Raw genomic sequence first — 14,376 nt, forward strand, 5'->3', positions numbered from 1 at the left:
TTGCGGTACAGCGCAGGCGTGGCCCCCGAGTCTAACGCCGCCGGCCGCGCACGGTAATTTCCTCGAGGAGTCAGGTTGATGCGATTGGTTCTGTTGGGACCGCCCGGATCGGGCAAGGGCACGCAGGCGGCCCGCCTGAAGGACAAGCTGCAGATCCCGCACATCTCCACCGGCGATCTGCTGCGCGCCGAAGTCGCCGCCGGCACTCCGCTCGGCATGCAGGCCAAGGAAGTGATGGCGCGCGGCGACCTGGTTTCCGACGACATCCTGCTCGGCATGCTCGAATCGCGCCTCGGCCGCGACGACGTCGCCAACGGTTTCATCCTCGACGGTTATCCGCGCAATCTCGCCCAGGCCTCTGCGCTGGACGAACTGCTGGCCAAGATCGGCCAGCCGCTGGACGCGGTGGTGCAGCTGGACGTGGCCACCGAATTGCTGGTCGAGCGCATCGCCGGCCGCGCCAAGGCCGAAGGCCGCGAAGACGACAATCCCGAGTCGGTGCGCAAGCGCCTGCAGGTGTACAACGATTCGACCGCGCCGGTGATCGGTTTCTACGACAAGCGCGGCACCCTGGCGCGCGTGGACGGCGTCGGCTCGCTGGACGAAGTGCTGGCGCGCATCCTGGCGGCGATCGGCCGCTGAGACGGCCTTGCGCCTAGCGGCCGTCTCGTACGGCGCTCGGCGCGACCGATGGTTGATGGTCTTGCCCCCTCCGCAGCGCTGCGTCGCAGGCTCGCGGGCATCGTGCCGGGCGCACTGTAGGAGCGGATTCAGCCGCGACAACGCCCGAAGCCGGAAGGCTCGCCGCTGCGTTCGTCGCCACTGATAGTCGCTCCCACAAGGGTTCCACCGGCGCCGCGGAGTTGCCAGGCCTCTTGTGGGAGGGACTTCGGCCCCGACCGCACCCGCAGCCGGCATTTTCGTCGTCGTGTTGGTCGCGGTTGAAACCGCTCCTGCAAAAGCGAAGGACGTGAGGCAAGCATGCTGACTGCCTACAGGGCTTGAGCCTGCCGGGTCGGTGGCGGACTCCGCCTTCCGCGCGTTCGCGCCAAGCGGGCAGCGAGCCGCGTTCTGCGCAAGGATGCGACCGCATCCGCCGCCCACGGTGGGCAAGGCCAAACCACGCCTGCCGCCGCGCGCGACGCGGCGGCAAGCCGAGAATCGTCAGGTGCCAGCGAACGGGCTTGTTCAAGGCCCCACAGCATGAGCTCTCTTGGGAATGGCCTCTTGGGGAGTAGGGCCGTAGGGATGCTGCGGCTGGCGCGTTCATTTTCGATGTCGGCCCCGACTTGCCTATCGGGAAGTTTTCTTCAGCGTCTGTGGGGGATTTCCTATTTGGCTTGGTCGCCGTTTCAAGGGCGGAACGAGGGCAGCTCATCCTTCGATGGCACCGCGCCGCGGGCCGGCCGCCGCTGCGCGCCGGTTTGCGCACGCCGGGGGATCGGCGACAATCGGCCCATGAGCAAGATCCACATTCTCGGCATCGCCGGTACGTTCATGGGGGGGGTCGCCGCGCTGGCGCGCGAACTCGGCCATGAGGTCGAAGGCAGCGACCAGGCGATTTACCCGCCGATGTCCACGCAACTGGAACACCTCGGCATCGCGCTGCAGCAGGGCTACCTGCCCGAGCATATTGGCGCCGACTGCGCGCAGGTGATCGTCGGCAATGCGCTGTCGCGCGGCAATGCCGCGGTCGAGGCGGTGCTGGATGCCGGTCGTGCCTACACCTCCGGCGCGCAATGGCTGAGCGAGCGGGTGCTGCCCGGGCGCGACACGCTGGCGGTGGCCGGCACCCATGGTAAGACCACCACCACCAGCATCCTGACCTGGCTGCTGCAGGCGGCCGGCCGTGAGCCGGGCTTCCTGATCGGCGGCGTGGCCGAGGATTTCGGCGTGTCCGCGCGTCTGGGCGGCAAGGCGTCCGCGTCCGGCGGCGCGCGCGGCCCGGCACAGGCGGTCGCTGGCGGCGCTGCTGCGCAGGACACTGCGCGCGCGGCCGAGCGGCCACTGTTCGTGGTCGAAGCCGACGAGTACGACACCGCGTTCTTCGACAAGCGCAGCAAGTTCGTGCACTACCGTCCGCTGGTGGCAATCCTCAACAATCTCGAATACGACCACGCCGACATCTTCCCCGATGTGGCCGCGATCCAGCGCCAGTTCCATCACCTGGTCCGCACCGTGCCGCGGCGCGGGCGGCTGATCGTCAACGGCGAGGACGCGCATCTGCGCGAGGTGCTGGCGATGGGTTGCTGGACGCCGGTGGAGCGTTTCGGCTTCGATCCTGCGTTCGAATGGAGCGCGCGCCCGCTGGCGGCCGACGGTAGCCATTTCGCGGTGCTGCATCACGGCCAGGAACTGGGCGAAGTGCGCTGGCCGCTGCTCGGCCGGCACAACGTGATGAACGCGCTGGCGGCGCTGGCCGCGGCGCATGCGGTCGGTGTGGCGCCGGCGCAGGTGATGCCGGCGCTGGCGCAGTTCCGCAGCGTCAAGCGGCGCCTGGAAGTGCTCGGTCAGGCGCAGGGCATCACCGTCTACGACGACTTCGCGCATCACCCCACTGCGATCCGCACCACCCTGGAGGGCCTGCGCGCCAGGGTCGGTACGGCGCGTATCGTGGTGGCGATGGAGCCGCGCAGCAATTCGATGCGCCTGGGTGCGCATGCCGACGCGCTGGCGCCGGCGCTGGACGCCGCCGATGCGGTGGTGTTCCTGCAGCGGCCGGAGCTGGCCTGGGACGCCGGCAAGGTGATCGCCGCGCTGCGCGGCCAGGCCTGTGCCGCGGCGGACGTGGACGTGCTGCTGGCGGCGCTGCAGGCGCAGGCGCGTGCCGGCGACCATGTGGTGTTCATGTCCAACGGCGGCTTCGATAGCGCGCCGCGGCGCTTCCTGGCGGCGCTGCAATGAACGCGATGACGCACTGTGGAGCGCGCGCATGAGCGAAGACGAGCGCAGCACGCTGCCGCTGTTCCCCCTGCATGCGGTGCTGCTGCCAGGGGCGTCGATCAAGCTGCGCGTGTTCGAACGCCGCTACCTGGACCTGGTGCGCGAGTGTGGCCGCAGCGGCGGCGGCTTCGGCGTGTGCCTGATCCTGGAAGGCAGCGAGACCGGCGCGCCGGCGCTGCCGGCCGCGTACGGTACCGAGGCGCGCATCGTCGATTTCGACGTCGGCGCCGACGGCGTGCTGGTGCTGAGCCTGCGCGGCGAACGCCGCTTCCACGTGCTGCGCAGCCGGGTCCGCGACAATGGCCTGGTGGTCGCCGAGGTGCACTGGCGCGAGCCGGACGAGGACGACGAACTGCAGCCGCAGCACGCGCTGTTGTCGGTCGTGCTGGACAGCATCCTCGACCAGGCCGCCGAGGTGTTTCCGGTGGCCGGCCCGCGCCTGCTCGACCAGGCCGCCTGGGTCGGCTGGCGCCTGGCCGAACTGCTGCCGCTGCACGAGCGCCAGCGCCTGGCGCTGCTGCAGGAAGACGATCCGCACGAGCGGCTGGAGCAGTTGCTGGGGTGGATTCCCTGAGGATCGGGAGTCGCAGGAGCCGTCGCTCACGGCCACGGCTCCGTGGCAACGCTGCCATTGCGGATGCCTCAATGCACGATCCAGCACCAGCAGGAGTAGCTCCCGCCGCGACAGGCTTTACCGATGAAACCTGTCGCGGCTGAAGCCGCTTCTACATTGCTTCGCTACCCAATGATGCTGTGGTAGAGCGCTGAATCGGATGGGTTACCGAGCTTCTGCCGGCGCCGCGCCCTCGCTGCGCACCAGCAGCACCGGCACCTGCGAGGGACGATGCATGTCCCTGCGCGTGGGCAGGGCGTGCAGCGCATCGGTGACCGCGTTGAGCGCCGGATCGGCGCCGCGCAGCGGGCGCCACAGGCCGATCAGGTTGACGTGGCGTTCGTAGCGCAGGCTCTGCGCGCTGCCCAGCCACAGCGGCACGTTGCCCGGTTGCAGCCGCGCCGGCGCCGGCCACAGGCGCAGCGCGTACAACTCGCCGGGGCGTGGGCCGCTGCGCAGCATCAGCAGCGATTCCACGCGGGTGTCCAGCGTCGCCGGCAGCACCGGGACGCGTTCGGCCTGGGTCTTGTAGTCGAGTAGTTGCAGGGCCTGCTGCCAGCCGGCCTGCGGTTGCACGCGCCAGCCGGCGGCTTCGAGCTGGCGCTGCAGCGGCGCCAGCGGCCCGGCCACCTGCAGGTCCAGCGGCCAGCGCTGGTCGTCGTCGAATTCGTTGCGCCGCGACGGCAGTAGCCGCCATTCGTCCTGCCACCACGCGCTGGCGGTCAGATCCATCAGCACCGGCGGCGGCGGTTCGAATTTGGCCAGCTTGCGCTCCAGATCGCGCGGCGCGTACCACAGCGCCGCGGCGACGAAGCCGCCATAGAACAGCCAGGCCAGCGGCTTCATCCAGAACGCGCGGTTGAAGCGGCGGCGGTAGGCGATGCCCAGCACCAGCAGCCAGAAGATGCCGAACAGCATGCCGCCGATCACGTCGCTGAGCCAGTGCGCGCCCAGGTACAGGCGCGCGAAGCCGATCAGGGTCACCACCACGCCCGACAGCAGGTACGGCCACACCCGCGAGCGCCCGGGCAGCTCGCGCGCGATCAGCACCGCGAAGAAGCCGAAGCTGATGGTGGCCATGGTCACCGCCACCGACGGGAAGCCGAAGCCGCTGCTGGCGGCCGGCGGGCGTACCACGTGCACGGTGGTGCCGAGCAGCTTGGTCAGGGCCAGGCCGAAGGCCAGCGCCGCCAGCCAGTGCGCGGCGGCCATCCAGCGCCGGCGCCAGATCAGGTAGCCCAGGCCGAGCGCGGTGGCCGGCACCAGCACCTGCCAGTCGCCCAGCGAGGCCAGCGCAGTCATCGGGTAGTCGGCCAGCGGATTGCGCAGCGCCAGCATCAGGTCGTGCACCGCCAGGTCCAGCCGCAGCGGCTCGCCGTGGCCGACCACCACCATCAGCAGCGCGAACCAGCCCCAGCCCAGCGCCAGCAGCATCACCGCCAGCATCGCCAGCGGCACCGACTCGCGCCGCAGCGGGTCGAAGACGGCGATCGAGTAGCGGCCCAGCACCGGGTGCCGGCGCGACCAGTCCAGGCCGCGCGCCAGCAGCGCGTCCATGTGCCCGGCCGACCAGCGATAGCCGTACAGCACGATCGCCCAGACCAGACCCAGCGCCAGCACCAGCAGGCCCAGCACCAGGAACAGGCGCCCGGCGACCGCGGCCACCGCGTCGTAGGCCTGGCCGAGCAGCCAGCCCGGGCCCAGGAACAGCAGCGCCCAGGTCACCGCGGCGACGCCGCTGGCGACGAAGTAGCGGCGCAGCGGCATCTTCATCATCCCCGCCACGGCCGGCACGAACGGGCGGATCGCACCGACGTAGCGCGCCACCAGGATGCTCTTGAAGGCATTGCGGCGGAACATCGTCTCGCCGCGGTCGAGCAACTGCGGGTAGCGCCGGAACGGCCAGTAGTTGCGCAGCTGGTGGCCCCAGCGATGCCCGACCCAGTAGCTCAGCGCGTCGCCGGCCAGCGCGCCGAGCGCGGCGCTGACCACCGCGTACGGCCCGGAGATCTGGCCGAGTCCGATCAGCACGCCGATCGCGAACAGCAGCGGCAGCGCCGGCACGATGGTGCCGAGCACGATCACCGCGTCGCAGAACGCGATCGCAAAGATGACCGCACCGGCCAGGATGGGATGCGCTGCGATCCACTCCAGCGTGGCGTCGATCCATGATGCATTCATGCCGGCAGTATAAGTGGGCGCGGATGGCGTTCCGCTTAAACTGGACGGATGACACGCGCGCCGGCCACTTCCACCCAGATCCTCAAGGCCGACAGCTTCGGCCGCATCCTGCTGGTGCGCGAGGCCGACGGCCACGGCCAGCGCGTGTTCGTGCGCCGCGACCTGACCGCCGCGCCATGGTGGCTGCGCCTGCCGGCCTGGTGGCTGGCGCGGCGCGAGGCGCTGGCGTTGCGGCAGCTGGCCGGCATGGCGGCGACGCCGCAGCTGCGCGGCTGGGACGGCACCTTCCTTGACCGCAGCTACCTGGCCGGGGATGCGATGTACCAGCGCCCGCCGCGCGGCGACCTGGCCTATTTCCGCGCCGCGCGGCGCCTGCTGCAACAGGTGCACCGGCGCGGCGTGGCGCACAACGATCTGGCCAAGGAAGCCAACTGGCTGGTGCTGGAGGACGGCAGCCCGGCGCTGATCGACTTCCAGCTGGCGGTGCGCGGCGCGCCGCGCTCGCGCTGGATGCGGCTGCTGGCGCGCGAGGACCTGCGCCACCTGCTCAAGCACAAGCGCATGTACTGCCTGCACGCCCTGACCCCGATCGAACGGCGCCTGCTCAAGCGCCACTCCTGGGTGCGCGCACTGTGGTTCGCCACCGGCAAGCCGGTGTACCGCTTCGTGACCCGGCGCCTGCTCAAGTGGGAAGACAATGAGGGGCAGGGGCCGAAGCCCTGAGTGCCGGGACCCAGCACTCGGGACTCGGGACTCGGGACTCGGGACTCGGAAAAGCGGATTTGGGGTGTCTGCGGCTCAGTGGGGCTAAGCTGTTGTCAGTCCCGAGTCCCGAGTCCCGAGTCCCGAGTCCCGTGAACCTAACCGGCAAAACCCTGTTCATCACCGGCGCCTCGCGCGGGATCGGTCTGGCGATCGCGCTGCGGGCGGCGCGCGATGGCGCCAATGTGGCGATCGCGGCCAAGTCGGCGGTACCCAATCCGAAGTTGCCCGGCACCATCCACAGCGCGGCGGCGGCGGTCGAGGCGGCCGGCGGCCGCGCGCTGGCGCTGAAGTGCGACATCCGCGAGGAAGAACAGGTGCGTGCGGCGGTGGCGGCGACGGTCGATGCGTTCGGCGGCATCGATATCCTGGTCAACAATGCCAGCGCGATCTGGCTGCGGGGCGCGCTGGACACGCCGATGAAACGCTTCGACCTGATGCAGCAGGTCAATGCGCGCGGCAGTTTCCTGTGCGCGCAGGCTTGTCTGCCGCATCTGCTGCGCAGCGTCAATCCGCACATCCTGAGCCTGGCGCCGCCGCCGTCGCTGGATCCGAAATGGTGGGCGCCGCATACCGGCTACACGCTGGCCAAGATGGGCATGAGCTTGGTGACCCTGGGCCTGGCCGGCGAATTCGGCCCGCAAGGCGTGGCGGTCAATGCGCTGTGGCCGCGCACGCTGATCGCCACCGAAGCGCTGAACATGATCCCGGGCGTCGATGCACGCAACGGCCGGCGTCCGCAGATCATGGCCGACGCGGCGCATGCGGTGCTCACCCGCAGCGCGGCCGGGTTCCATGGGCAGTTCCTGATCGACGACGAGGTGCTGGCCGCGGCCGGCGTGATCGACCTGTCCGGCTACGCGCTGGATCCGACGCAGCCGTTGTTGCCGGATCTGTTCCTGGATTGAGTGGGTAGCGCAGTGGGCCGGTCGCAGCGGTGACGCTGCGTTTGGTGTTGCGCTCGCCTGGAGGAGGACTCCAGCCCCGAACCCGTCTGCAGTGCGGAAATTCTCCCTGCAGCGGTCGTGGCAAATCACCGTGTTGCTCGGCAGGATGTGCGGCCGGCTACGGGACGTGCCGCGGCGGAAGTGAGGTGGGAGGGCAGCGGTCCACCATGGCCGTCGGCCACTGCACGCGCCCATGATGTCGATGAGGCATGGTCTGGAGCGCACTAACTAAAGGTGAATTAAATATTTTACCATTGCTCCATATGCTTTTCCGATCTTCGTCCGACTCTTGTTCATGCCAGCTCCTGTCGCCGTCTCGCTGCCGCGCGCTTCCCGCCCCGTCCACGCCACGCATGCCGATCTCAGCGACAACGAGCGGTGCATGCTCGACAGCCTGCGCCTGTTCGGCACCGTCACCCGCGCCGATCTCAGCCGCATCACCGGGCTGACCGTGCAGTCGGCGGTGCGCCTGATTGATGGCCTGGCCGAGCGCGGGTTGGTGCTGATCGGCGCCTCGCTGGCGCACGGCGGCCGCGGCAAGCCCGGTGCGGCGATCGCGCTCAATCCCGCCCACGGCCATACCGTCGGCTACTCGATCGCCACCGATGCCTTGTCGCTGGCGCTGCTGGACTTCAGCGGCCAGGTCCGCGCCAGTGCCGAGCATCCGCTGCGCTCGACCGAGCCGGCGGCGTTGCTGGCGCAGCTGCGCGAGGCCGGCGCGGCATTGCTGGCCGCGGCCGGACACGGACTCGGGCCACGGCTGGGTGCGGGTGTGGCGATGACCGGGTTCTTCGTCGAGGGTGCCAAGCGCATCAATCCGCCCGATCCGCTGCGCGCGCTGGGCGAACTGTCTATCGGCGACTGGCTGGCCGAGGCGCTGGGCCTGCCGGTCTGGGTCGACAACGACGGCAGCGTCGCCGCGGTCGGTGAGAGCCTGCTCGGGGTCGGCCGGCAGTACCGCGATTTCGCCTACCTGTATTTCAGCTACGGCCTCGGCGGCGGCATCGTGATCGACGGCACCTGCCTGCGCGGCGCGCACGGCAACGCCGGCGAGTTCGCCGGCATGTTGCCGGGGCAGGGCCTGGAGCGCGCCACGCTGGAACTGTTGCGGCAGATGCTGATCGAGGACGGGGTGATGCTGGCCGACGTCAGCGCGCTGGTGGCCGCCTACGACCCGGCCTGGCCGGCCATCGAGCGCTGGATCGCGCGCGCGGTGCCGGGCCTGTCGTTGATCGTCGCGGCGATCAGCGCCGTGTTCGATCCGCAGGCGGTGGTGTTCGGCGGGCGCCTGCCGCGCGACTTGGCGCTGCGCCTGATCCCGCGACTGCGCATCGTCGACCCGCCGCGCCGCGGCCAGTCGCGGCCGCTGCCGGTGTTGCTGCCGGCGGCGGCGATGGCCGACGCCAGCGCGGTCGGCGCGGCCACGCTGCCGTTGAAGGCCTGCTACTTCCGCTGAGCTGGCGCACCGCCCATGGCCGCGTGCGCGGCTTGCCCGCGCCTGCACGCCGCGGGCGCTACCCTGTGCGCCTGTGCAAGGACGGCGCGGCCGCGTGTCGCGGCGCGTCGCGGTCCTGCCCGTTTCCGCCATCCACTGGAGTTGCCGCGATGAAATACCTGCACGCCATGATCCGCGTTCACGATCTGGAGAAGACCAGCACATTTTTCACCGAGGGTCTGGGCCTGAGCGAGACCCGGCGCATCGACAACGAAGCCGGCAAGTTCACCCTGGTGTACTTCGGCGCGCCGGAGAACCCGCAGGCCGAAGTCGAGCTGACCTACAACTGGGGCTCGGACGAGGACTACGGCAGCGCCCGCAACTTCGGCCACCTGGCGTTCGAGGTCGACGACATCTACGCGCTGTGTGCGCATCTGCAGGCGCAGGGCGTCGTCATCAACCGTCCGCCGCGCGACGGGCGCATGGCCTTCGTGCGCAGCCCGGATCTGATCTCGATCGAGTTGCTGCAGAAGGGCGAGGCGCTGGCCCCGGCGGAGCCGTGGGCGTCGATGCCGAACACCGGCGTGTGGTGATTCGCTGCCGCCGCGCGCCGGATGCACGGCACGCGGCGGCCTGTTTTCGGCTGAACCGACGCGTGTTGCGCAGTCGCGGTACGCGTCGTTTGCGGCGCCCCGCCTGCGGGTGGGCGCACGCCCTCGTAGTGGGTGAGGCCGGCGACATCCAACAGAGGCAACCCCGCAGGTTGCCGCGGCCGTCGCGCAATGCCTGGGACGCGCGCGGCACGCCGCGCAGCGGTCTTATACTCGTGCGCTGTCTACCCAGGAATCCCTTTGATGACCGCTTCCTCCGCCGCGGACCTGCTCGCCCTCGGCCAGCACTACTACCTGCCGATCTACCGCCCGCGCCAGCTGGTGCTGGAGCGCGGCCAGGGCGCCAAGGTGTGGGACAGCGAAGGCCGCGACTACATCGACCTGTCCGCCGGCATCGCCGTGTGCGGGCTCGGCCACAACGATCCGGAGCTGACGGCGGCGCTGATCGAGCAGGCTGGCAAGCTGTGGCACACCAGCAACGTGTTCTACAGCGAGCCGCCGCTGCGCCTGGCCGAGGAATTGGTCGGCGCCTCGCGCTTCGCGCGCAGGGCGTTCCTGTGCAACTCCGGCAGCGAGGCCAACGAGGCGGCGATCAAGCTGGTGCGCAAGTGGGCCGCCAGCCAGGGCCGTGCGCCGGACCGGCGGGTCATCGTCACCTTCCGCGGCAGTTTCCACGGCCGCACCCTGGCCGCGGTCACCGCCACCGCGCAGCCGAAGTACCAGGAAGGCTACGAGCCGTTGCCCGGCGGCTTCCGCTATGTGGATTTCAACGACATCGTGCAGTTGGAAACCGCGATGGCGGCCGGCGACGTGGCCGCGGTGATGCTCGAGCCGGTGCAGGGCGAGGGCGGGGTGATGCCGGCCGCGCCGGGCTTCCTGGCGCAGGTGCGCGCGCTGTGCGACCACCATGGTGCGCTGTTGCTGCTGGACGAGATCCAGTGCGGCATGGGCCGCACCGGCACGCTGTTCGCGCACTGGCAGGACGAGGTGACGCCGGACATCGTGACGCTGGCCAAGGCGCTGGGCGGCGGTTTCCCGATCGGCGCGCTGCTGGCCGGGCCGAAGGTCGCCGAGACGATGCAGTTCGGCGCGCATGGCAGCACCTTCGGCGGCAATCCGCTGGCCGCGGCGGTGGCGCGGGTGGCGCTGCGCAAGCTGGCATCGGCGCCGATCGCGGCGAACGTGTCGCGGCAGGCGGCGGCGCTGCGGCAGGGGCTGGCCGCGCTCAACGATGAGTTCATGCTGTTTTCGCAGGTACGGGGGCGTGGCCTGATGCTGGGCGCGGTGCTGAATCAGGCGCATGCGGGGCAGGTGGGGACGATCCTCGATCACGCCGCTGCGCATGGGGTGTTGACGTTGCAGGCCGGGCCGGATGTGTTGCGCTTCGTGCCTTCGTTGAATATCACCGATCAGGAGATGGGGGAGGGGCTGAGGCGGTTGCGGGCTGCGCTGCAGGATTATGTCGGGAAGCGTTGAGTCGGTTTCTGGATAGTTTCGGTTTGCCTGTACCTCAATCCCGGCCCGTGGCGCATCCCGCATCACCACAAGGCGGTGCTGTCCTACTGCAAGCAGTTCGGGGTGGCGCTGGAACCGTTCGTGCAGGTCAACTTCAACGCGTTGCTGCATCGCCGCGAGGGGGTCGGCGGCACGCCGCAGCGCTTCCGCGACATCGACGCCGACGTGGCCGAACTGTTGGCCAAGAGCACTCGTCAGGGCGCGCTGGATGCGCAGGTGCAGCGCGCTCGAGTCGCCGCGCAACCGGGACGCGCTGGACAGGGACTTCGGTTATGTCAAAGGCCGCGAGAGCAGCGAGCGCCGCGGCTTCGCCAAATATCCCGGCGGCGGCCTGTCGCGCAAGCCGAAGTTCTCAACGCCGTTCAGTACCCAGGACATCCTGCGCTCGCGGTTGTGGACCACGCTGGCGGTGGGCAACAACTATGAAATGCAGACCGCGATGTTCTAGCCGGTCGGCGGCATGGACCAGATCGGCAAGGCGTTCGCGCACGGGGTCAGCGTCGCCTACCAGGACGGCAACGGCCCCTAGCAGCTGGCGAAAGCCGATTGGTGCGTGTGCACGATCCCGCTGTCGATCCTCAGCCGCATTCCGCTCGCGGTAGTCGAGAAGATGGCCGCGGCGATCGGCCAAGTGCCGTATGCGGCGTCGGTGAAGGTGAGGCTGCAGTTCAAGCGCCGCTTCTGGGAAGAGGACGAGGCGATCTACGGCGGCATCAGCTACACCGACCTGCCGATCACCCTGATCAGCTATCCGAGCACGGGCTTCCAGAGCGCCGGCAAGGGCGTGTTGCTTGGGGCCTACGTGTGGGGGCTGGAGGCGTTCGACTTCACTTCGATGACGCCGCCGCAGCGCGTGGCCAAGGCGCTGGAATACGGCACGCAGCTGCATCTCGCCGCGGCGTTCGCCGCCGCGCTGCTGGCGCTGATGCTGCCGCCGGCGATCGGTCCGGCCGCGGCGCAGAGTTCCGATGCCACGCCGCTGTATCCGCAGGCCGCGTTCGCCGCCGCCTCCGGCGCCACGGTGTACGCGGCGATCTGCCAGAGCTGCCACATGCCCGGCGGGCACGGCGCGCGCGGCGGCGGCGAGTATCCGGCGCTAGCCGGCAACCCCAAGCTGGCCGCGGCGCCGTACGTGGCGATGATAGTGCTCGACGGCCGTGGCGGCATGCCCGGTTTCGCCGGCATGCTCAACGACCAGCAGGTCGCCGAGGTCGTGCACTACGTGCGCAGCCAGTTCGGCAACGACTATCCCGGCACGCTCAGCGCCGACGAGGTGCGCACGCTGCGGCACTGAGCAATGACCGGTTTCATTCCCTTTTCAATCGCGAGGAGTGCTGTATGCGCCGTTCGTTCGTTTCCCGCTCGCTCCGTGCCGGCCTGTGCGCCGCGGTGTGGGTGCCCGCCCTGGCCGGCGCCGCCGAAGTCGTGCGCCACAAGATTCCCAACAGCGATTTCCCGATTTCCGCGGCGGTGGAGATCCCGGCGGGCAAGACCACGGTCTATCTCAGCGGCGCGGTGCCGCGGCCGATCGATGCGAACACGCCGAAGGATTCGCCTGCCGCCTACGGCGACACCAAGGCGCAGACGGTGAGCGTGCTATTGCAGATCCAGGCGCAGCTGCAAGGCATGGGCCTGGGCATGCGCGACGTGGTCAAGATGCCGGCGTTCCTGGTCGGCGGTCCGGCGCTGGGCGGGAAGATGGATTTCGCCGGGTTCATGGAGGGTTACCGGCAGTTCTTCGGCACGCCCGCGCAGCCCAATCTGCCGTCGCGCTCGGCGTTCCAGATCGCTGCGCTGGGCAATCCGCCGTACCGCATCGAGATCGAAGTGGTCGCCGTGCGCCCGTGATTTTCGCCATGTCTTCTAAGCAGTCCGCGATGCAGCAGCTATCGTGTTCGCGCCGCATGTTTCTCAGGACTCGCAAGCACAGCGGCAAGCTGACTGCTGCGGTGATGGGCCACAACTGGGTGTTGGCCAAGACTGCGGATTTCCAGGCGGTGGCCAATGCCGGCACCAGTTCCAGCCTGGCTGACAACTCCCTGCCCAAGAACGATGCGCGGATCATCGCGCCCACCAAGGTGATCGGTGCCGGGCAATCGGACATGGTCACGTTCTCCACCGCCAAGCTGAGCAAGGGCGCCGACTACACGTTCTTCTGCTCGTTCCCCGGACACTGGGCGATGATGAAGGGCAAGTTCGTGTTCGGCTGAGTCGTGCCGCATCGTGCTGCGGATGCTTCCGAACATGATCCCGCCGCAGGCTTCGGCTTGCTTCAGTGCCGAACCCAGCTGTAGATACCGTCTTCCTCCCTAACAGACAAGGGTCTTTTGAGGATCGAAGGGCGTGCGTGATTTGAGCACGCCGTAGGCGATGTGCAGCAGCTTGCGCATGGCGGCGCAGATGATCTGCTTGTTGGCCTTGCCACGCTCGCGCATGCGCTGCTTCAGCGCACGGACGACTGGGTTGTGGGTCATGGCGACCAAGGCCGGCAGGAACAGGCCGGCGCGCAGGCGCGGGGAGCCGGTGCGGGAGATGCAGACCTGGCCCTGACGCTTGCCGGACTCCTGCAGCCGGGGGTTGAGCCCGGCAAAGGCGGTCACTGCCGAGGCATGGGCGAAGCGCTCCACATTGCCCAGTTCCGCCAGCATCAACGCCGCGCTGGTGCCGGCGATCCCGTCGATGCTCACCAGCAGTTCGCGCTGCCCACGCAAGGTGGGGTCCTGATCGATCTGGTCGTCGATGGCCCGTTCGATCTGCGCGATGCGCGCCTGCAACTGGCCGATGTTCTCCAGGAGCGAGTCGCGCACCACCAGTGCTGCGACGTCTAAGCGGTTGCGCTCCATCTGCAGCATCTGCAACAGGTCGTCCCGGCGCCGCACCAGCGCCTTGAGCCGCTTGAGCGCCGGCGGATCGGGCTGCCAGGGCCGCAGCTGGGCCGCATGGCGCTGGCCGTAGCTGGCGATCAGCTTGGCATCGCTGCGGTCGGTCTTGACCCGGGTTAGCTGGCTGCGTGCATACAGCGCCATCTGCGCCGGATTGAGCACGCACACGCGGTATCCCAACCCATACACGAACTCGGCCAGGGCCTCGTGGTAGGTGCCGGTGGCTTCCATCACGATCCAGCTGTCCGCCTGCGCATGGGTTTGCAGCCACGTCTGCAGGATCTGAAAGCCCTTCGGATCGTTGGGGAGCTTGGCCTTGGTGCGGTACTTGCTGTTGGCCAGGTCGATAGCCAGGTCGAAACTGCGTTTGGCGACGTCGATGCCGACGACTGGGGACATGAGCGATTCCTCCATCGTGGGGTGAACACGATCATCGCTGCGCCCGGTCCTGCCTTGTGGATGCGAGTTCACGCCAGCGGCGGACTCT

At 69.2% G+C, this 14,376-nt stretch carries 13 protein-coding genes and 1 pseudogene; 12 read left to right on the forward strand and 2 right to left on the reverse strand.

The genetic code is table 11. The features are described from left to right. Positions 1-78: 78 nt before the first annotated feature. The 3 genes from ISN38_RS14430 to ISN38_RS14440 all read left to right on the forward strand — a co-directional run bounded on the left by ISN38_RS14430 (position 79) and on the right by ISN38_RS14440 (position 3,517). Positions 79-642 (forward strand): adenylate kinase, encoded by a 564-nt coding sequence (locus ISN38_RS14430; protein WP_003467331.1) that lies wholly within the window; start codon positions 79-81, stop codon positions 640-642. 816 nt (positions 643-1,458) lie between these two features. Next, positions 1,459-2,904, forward strand: coding sequence for a UDP-N-acetylmuramate:L-alanyl-gamma-D-glutamyl-meso-diaminopimelate ligase (gene mpl, locus ISN38_RS14435; protein WP_003467333.1), 1,446 nt, complete (start codon positions 1,459-1,461; stop codon positions 2,902-2,904). A 28-nt stretch (positions 2,905-2,932) separates the two neighbouring features. Continuing rightward, entirely contained in the window at positions 2,933-3,517 is a 585-nt protein-coding gene (locus tag ISN38_RS14440; protein ID WP_003467335.1) for an LON peptidase substrate-binding domain-containing protein, read from the forward strand. A gap of 204 nt (positions 3,518-3,721) precedes the next feature. On the opposite strand, the gene ISN38_RS14445 is transcribed toward ISN38_RS14440, so the two are convergent. Further along, entirely contained in the window at positions 3,722-5,737 is a 2,016-nt protein-coding gene (locus ISN38_RS14445) for a bifunctional DedA family/phosphatase PAP2 family protein (RefSeq protein ID WP_003467337.1), read from the reverse strand. A 48-nt stretch (positions 5,738-5,785) separates the two neighbouring features. Between ISN38_RS14445 and ISN38_RS14450 the strand changes: the two genes are divergently transcribed. The 9 genes and pseudogenes from ISN38_RS14450 (at position 5,786) to azu (ending at position 13,217) form a co-directional block, all read left to right on the forward strand. Then, the gene (locus tag ISN38_RS14450) at positions 5,786-6,460 is read left to right on the forward strand and encodes a serine/threonine-protein kinase (protein ID WP_003467339.1); all 675 of its coding nucleotides are present in this window, start codon (positions 5,786-5,788) and stop codon (positions 6,458-6,460) included. Positions 6,461-6,591: 131 nt separating this feature from the next. Next, positions 6,592-7,407 carry an SDR family oxidoreductase gene (locus ISN38_RS14455; protein WP_003467341.1) on the forward strand — a complete coding sequence of 272 codons (816 nt, stop codon included), beginning with the start codon at positions 6,592-6,594 and terminating at the stop codon, positions 7,405-7,407. Between the two features lie 334 nt (positions 7,408-7,741). Then, positions 7,742-8,902 (forward strand): ROK family transcriptional regulator, encoded by a 1,161-nt coding sequence (locus tag ISN38_RS14460; RefSeq protein WP_038237146.1) that lies wholly within the window; start codon positions 7,742-7,744, stop codon positions 8,900-8,902. 149 nt (positions 8,903-9,051) lie between these two features. Beyond that, positions 9,052-9,474, forward strand: coding sequence for a VOC family protein (locus ISN38_RS14465; RefSeq protein WP_003467345.1), 423 nt, complete (start codon positions 9,052-9,054; stop codon positions 9,472-9,474). A gap of 261 nt (positions 9,475-9,735) precedes the next feature. Continuing rightward, a complete protein-coding gene (locus ISN38_RS14470; RefSeq protein WP_003467347.1) occupies positions 9,736-10,968 on the forward strand; it encodes an acetylornithine transaminase in 1,233 nt (410 codons plus the stop codon). A 27-nt stretch (positions 10,969-10,995) separates the two neighbouring features. Further along, positions 10,996-11,896 (forward strand): annotated as a pseudogene (locus ISN38_RS20430) (flavin monoamine oxidase family protein); the annotation flags it as partial. A 36-nt stretch (positions 11,897-11,932) separates the two neighbouring features. After that, on the forward strand, positions 11,933-12,301 hold the full coding sequence (locus ISN38_RS20435; protein WP_047325665.1) for a c-type cytochrome: 369 nt from the start codon (positions 11,933-11,935) through the stop codon (positions 12,299-12,301). 44 nt (positions 12,302-12,345) lie between these two features. Beyond that, positions 12,346-12,855, forward strand: coding sequence for a RidA family protein (locus ISN38_RS14485; RefSeq protein WP_003467349.1), 510 nt, complete (start codon positions 12,346-12,348; stop codon positions 12,853-12,855). An 8-nt stretch (positions 12,856-12,863) separates the two neighbouring features. Further along, a complete protein-coding gene (azu, locus tag ISN38_RS14490; protein WP_038237153.1) occupies positions 12,864-13,217 on the forward strand; it encodes an azurin in 354 nt (117 codons plus the stop codon). Between the two features lie 99 nt (positions 13,218-13,316). Here azu and ISN38_RS14495 read toward each other — a convergent pair whose 3' ends face one another. Then, the gene (locus ISN38_RS14495; RefSeq protein WP_047324345.1) at positions 13,317-14,288 is read right to left on the reverse strand and encodes an IS110 family RNA-guided transposase; all 972 of its coding nucleotides are present in this window, start codon (positions 14,286-14,288) and stop codon (positions 13,317-13,319) included. Between the last annotated feature and the right edge of the window lie 88 nt (positions 14,289-14,376).

The sequence above is a fragment of the Xanthomonas translucens pv. undulosa genome, assembly GCF_017301775.1.
Taxonomy (GTDB): domain Bacteria; phylum Pseudomonadota; class Gammaproteobacteria; order Xanthomonadales; family Xanthomonadaceae; genus Xanthomonas_A; species Xanthomonas_A translucens.

What these genes read in the sequence shown, in the direction of transcription:
- ISN38_RS14495 (WP_047324345.1), bottom strand. Translation starts at nt 14,288, where the DNA reads ATGTCCCCAGTCGTCGGCATCGACGTCGCCAAACGCAGTTTCGACCTG.
- mpl (WP_003467333.1), top strand. Translation starts at nt 1,459, where the DNA reads ATGAGCAAGATCCACATTCTCGGCATCGCCGGTACGTTCATGGGGGGG.
- ISN38_RS14440 (WP_003467335.1), top strand. Translation starts at nt 2,933, where the DNA reads ATGAGCGAAGACGAGCGCAGCACGCTGCCGCTGTTCCCCCTGCATGCG.
- ISN38_RS14460 (WP_038237146.1), top strand. Translation starts at nt 7,742, where the DNA reads ATGCCAGCTCCTGTCGCCGTCTCGCTGCCGCGCGCTTCCCGCCCCGTC.
- ISN38_RS14465 (WP_003467345.1), top strand. Translation starts at nt 9,052, where the DNA reads ATGAAATACCTGCACGCCATGATCCGCGTTCACGATCTGGAGAAGACC.
- ISN38_RS14430 (WP_003467331.1), top strand. Translation starts at nt 79, where the DNA reads ATGCGATTGGTTCTGTTGGGACCGCCCGGATCGGGCAAGGGCACGCAG.
- ISN38_RS20435 (WP_047325665.1), top strand. Translation starts at nt 11,933, where the DNA reads ATGCTGCCGCCGGCGATCGGTCCGGCCGCGGCGCAGAGTTCCGATGCC.
- ISN38_RS14485 (WP_003467349.1), top strand. Translation starts at nt 12,346, where the DNA reads ATGCGCCGTTCGTTCGTTTCCCGCTCGCTCCGTGCCGGCCTGTGCGCC.
- ISN38_RS14450 (WP_003467339.1), top strand. Translation starts at nt 5,786, where the DNA reads ATGACACGCGCGCCGGCCACTTCCACCCAGATCCTCAAGGCCGACAGC.
- azu (WP_038237153.1), top strand. Translation starts at nt 12,864, where the DNA reads ATGTCTTCTAAGCAGTCCGCGATGCAGCAGCTATCGTGTTCGCGCCGC.
- ISN38_RS14445 (WP_003467337.1), bottom strand. Translation starts at nt 5,737, where the DNA reads ATGAATGCATCATGGATCGACGCCACGCTGGAGTGGATCGCAGCGCAT.
- ISN38_RS14470 (WP_003467347.1), top strand. Translation starts at nt 9,736, where the DNA reads ATGACCGCTTCCTCCGCCGCGGACCTGCTCGCCCTCGGCCAGCACTAC.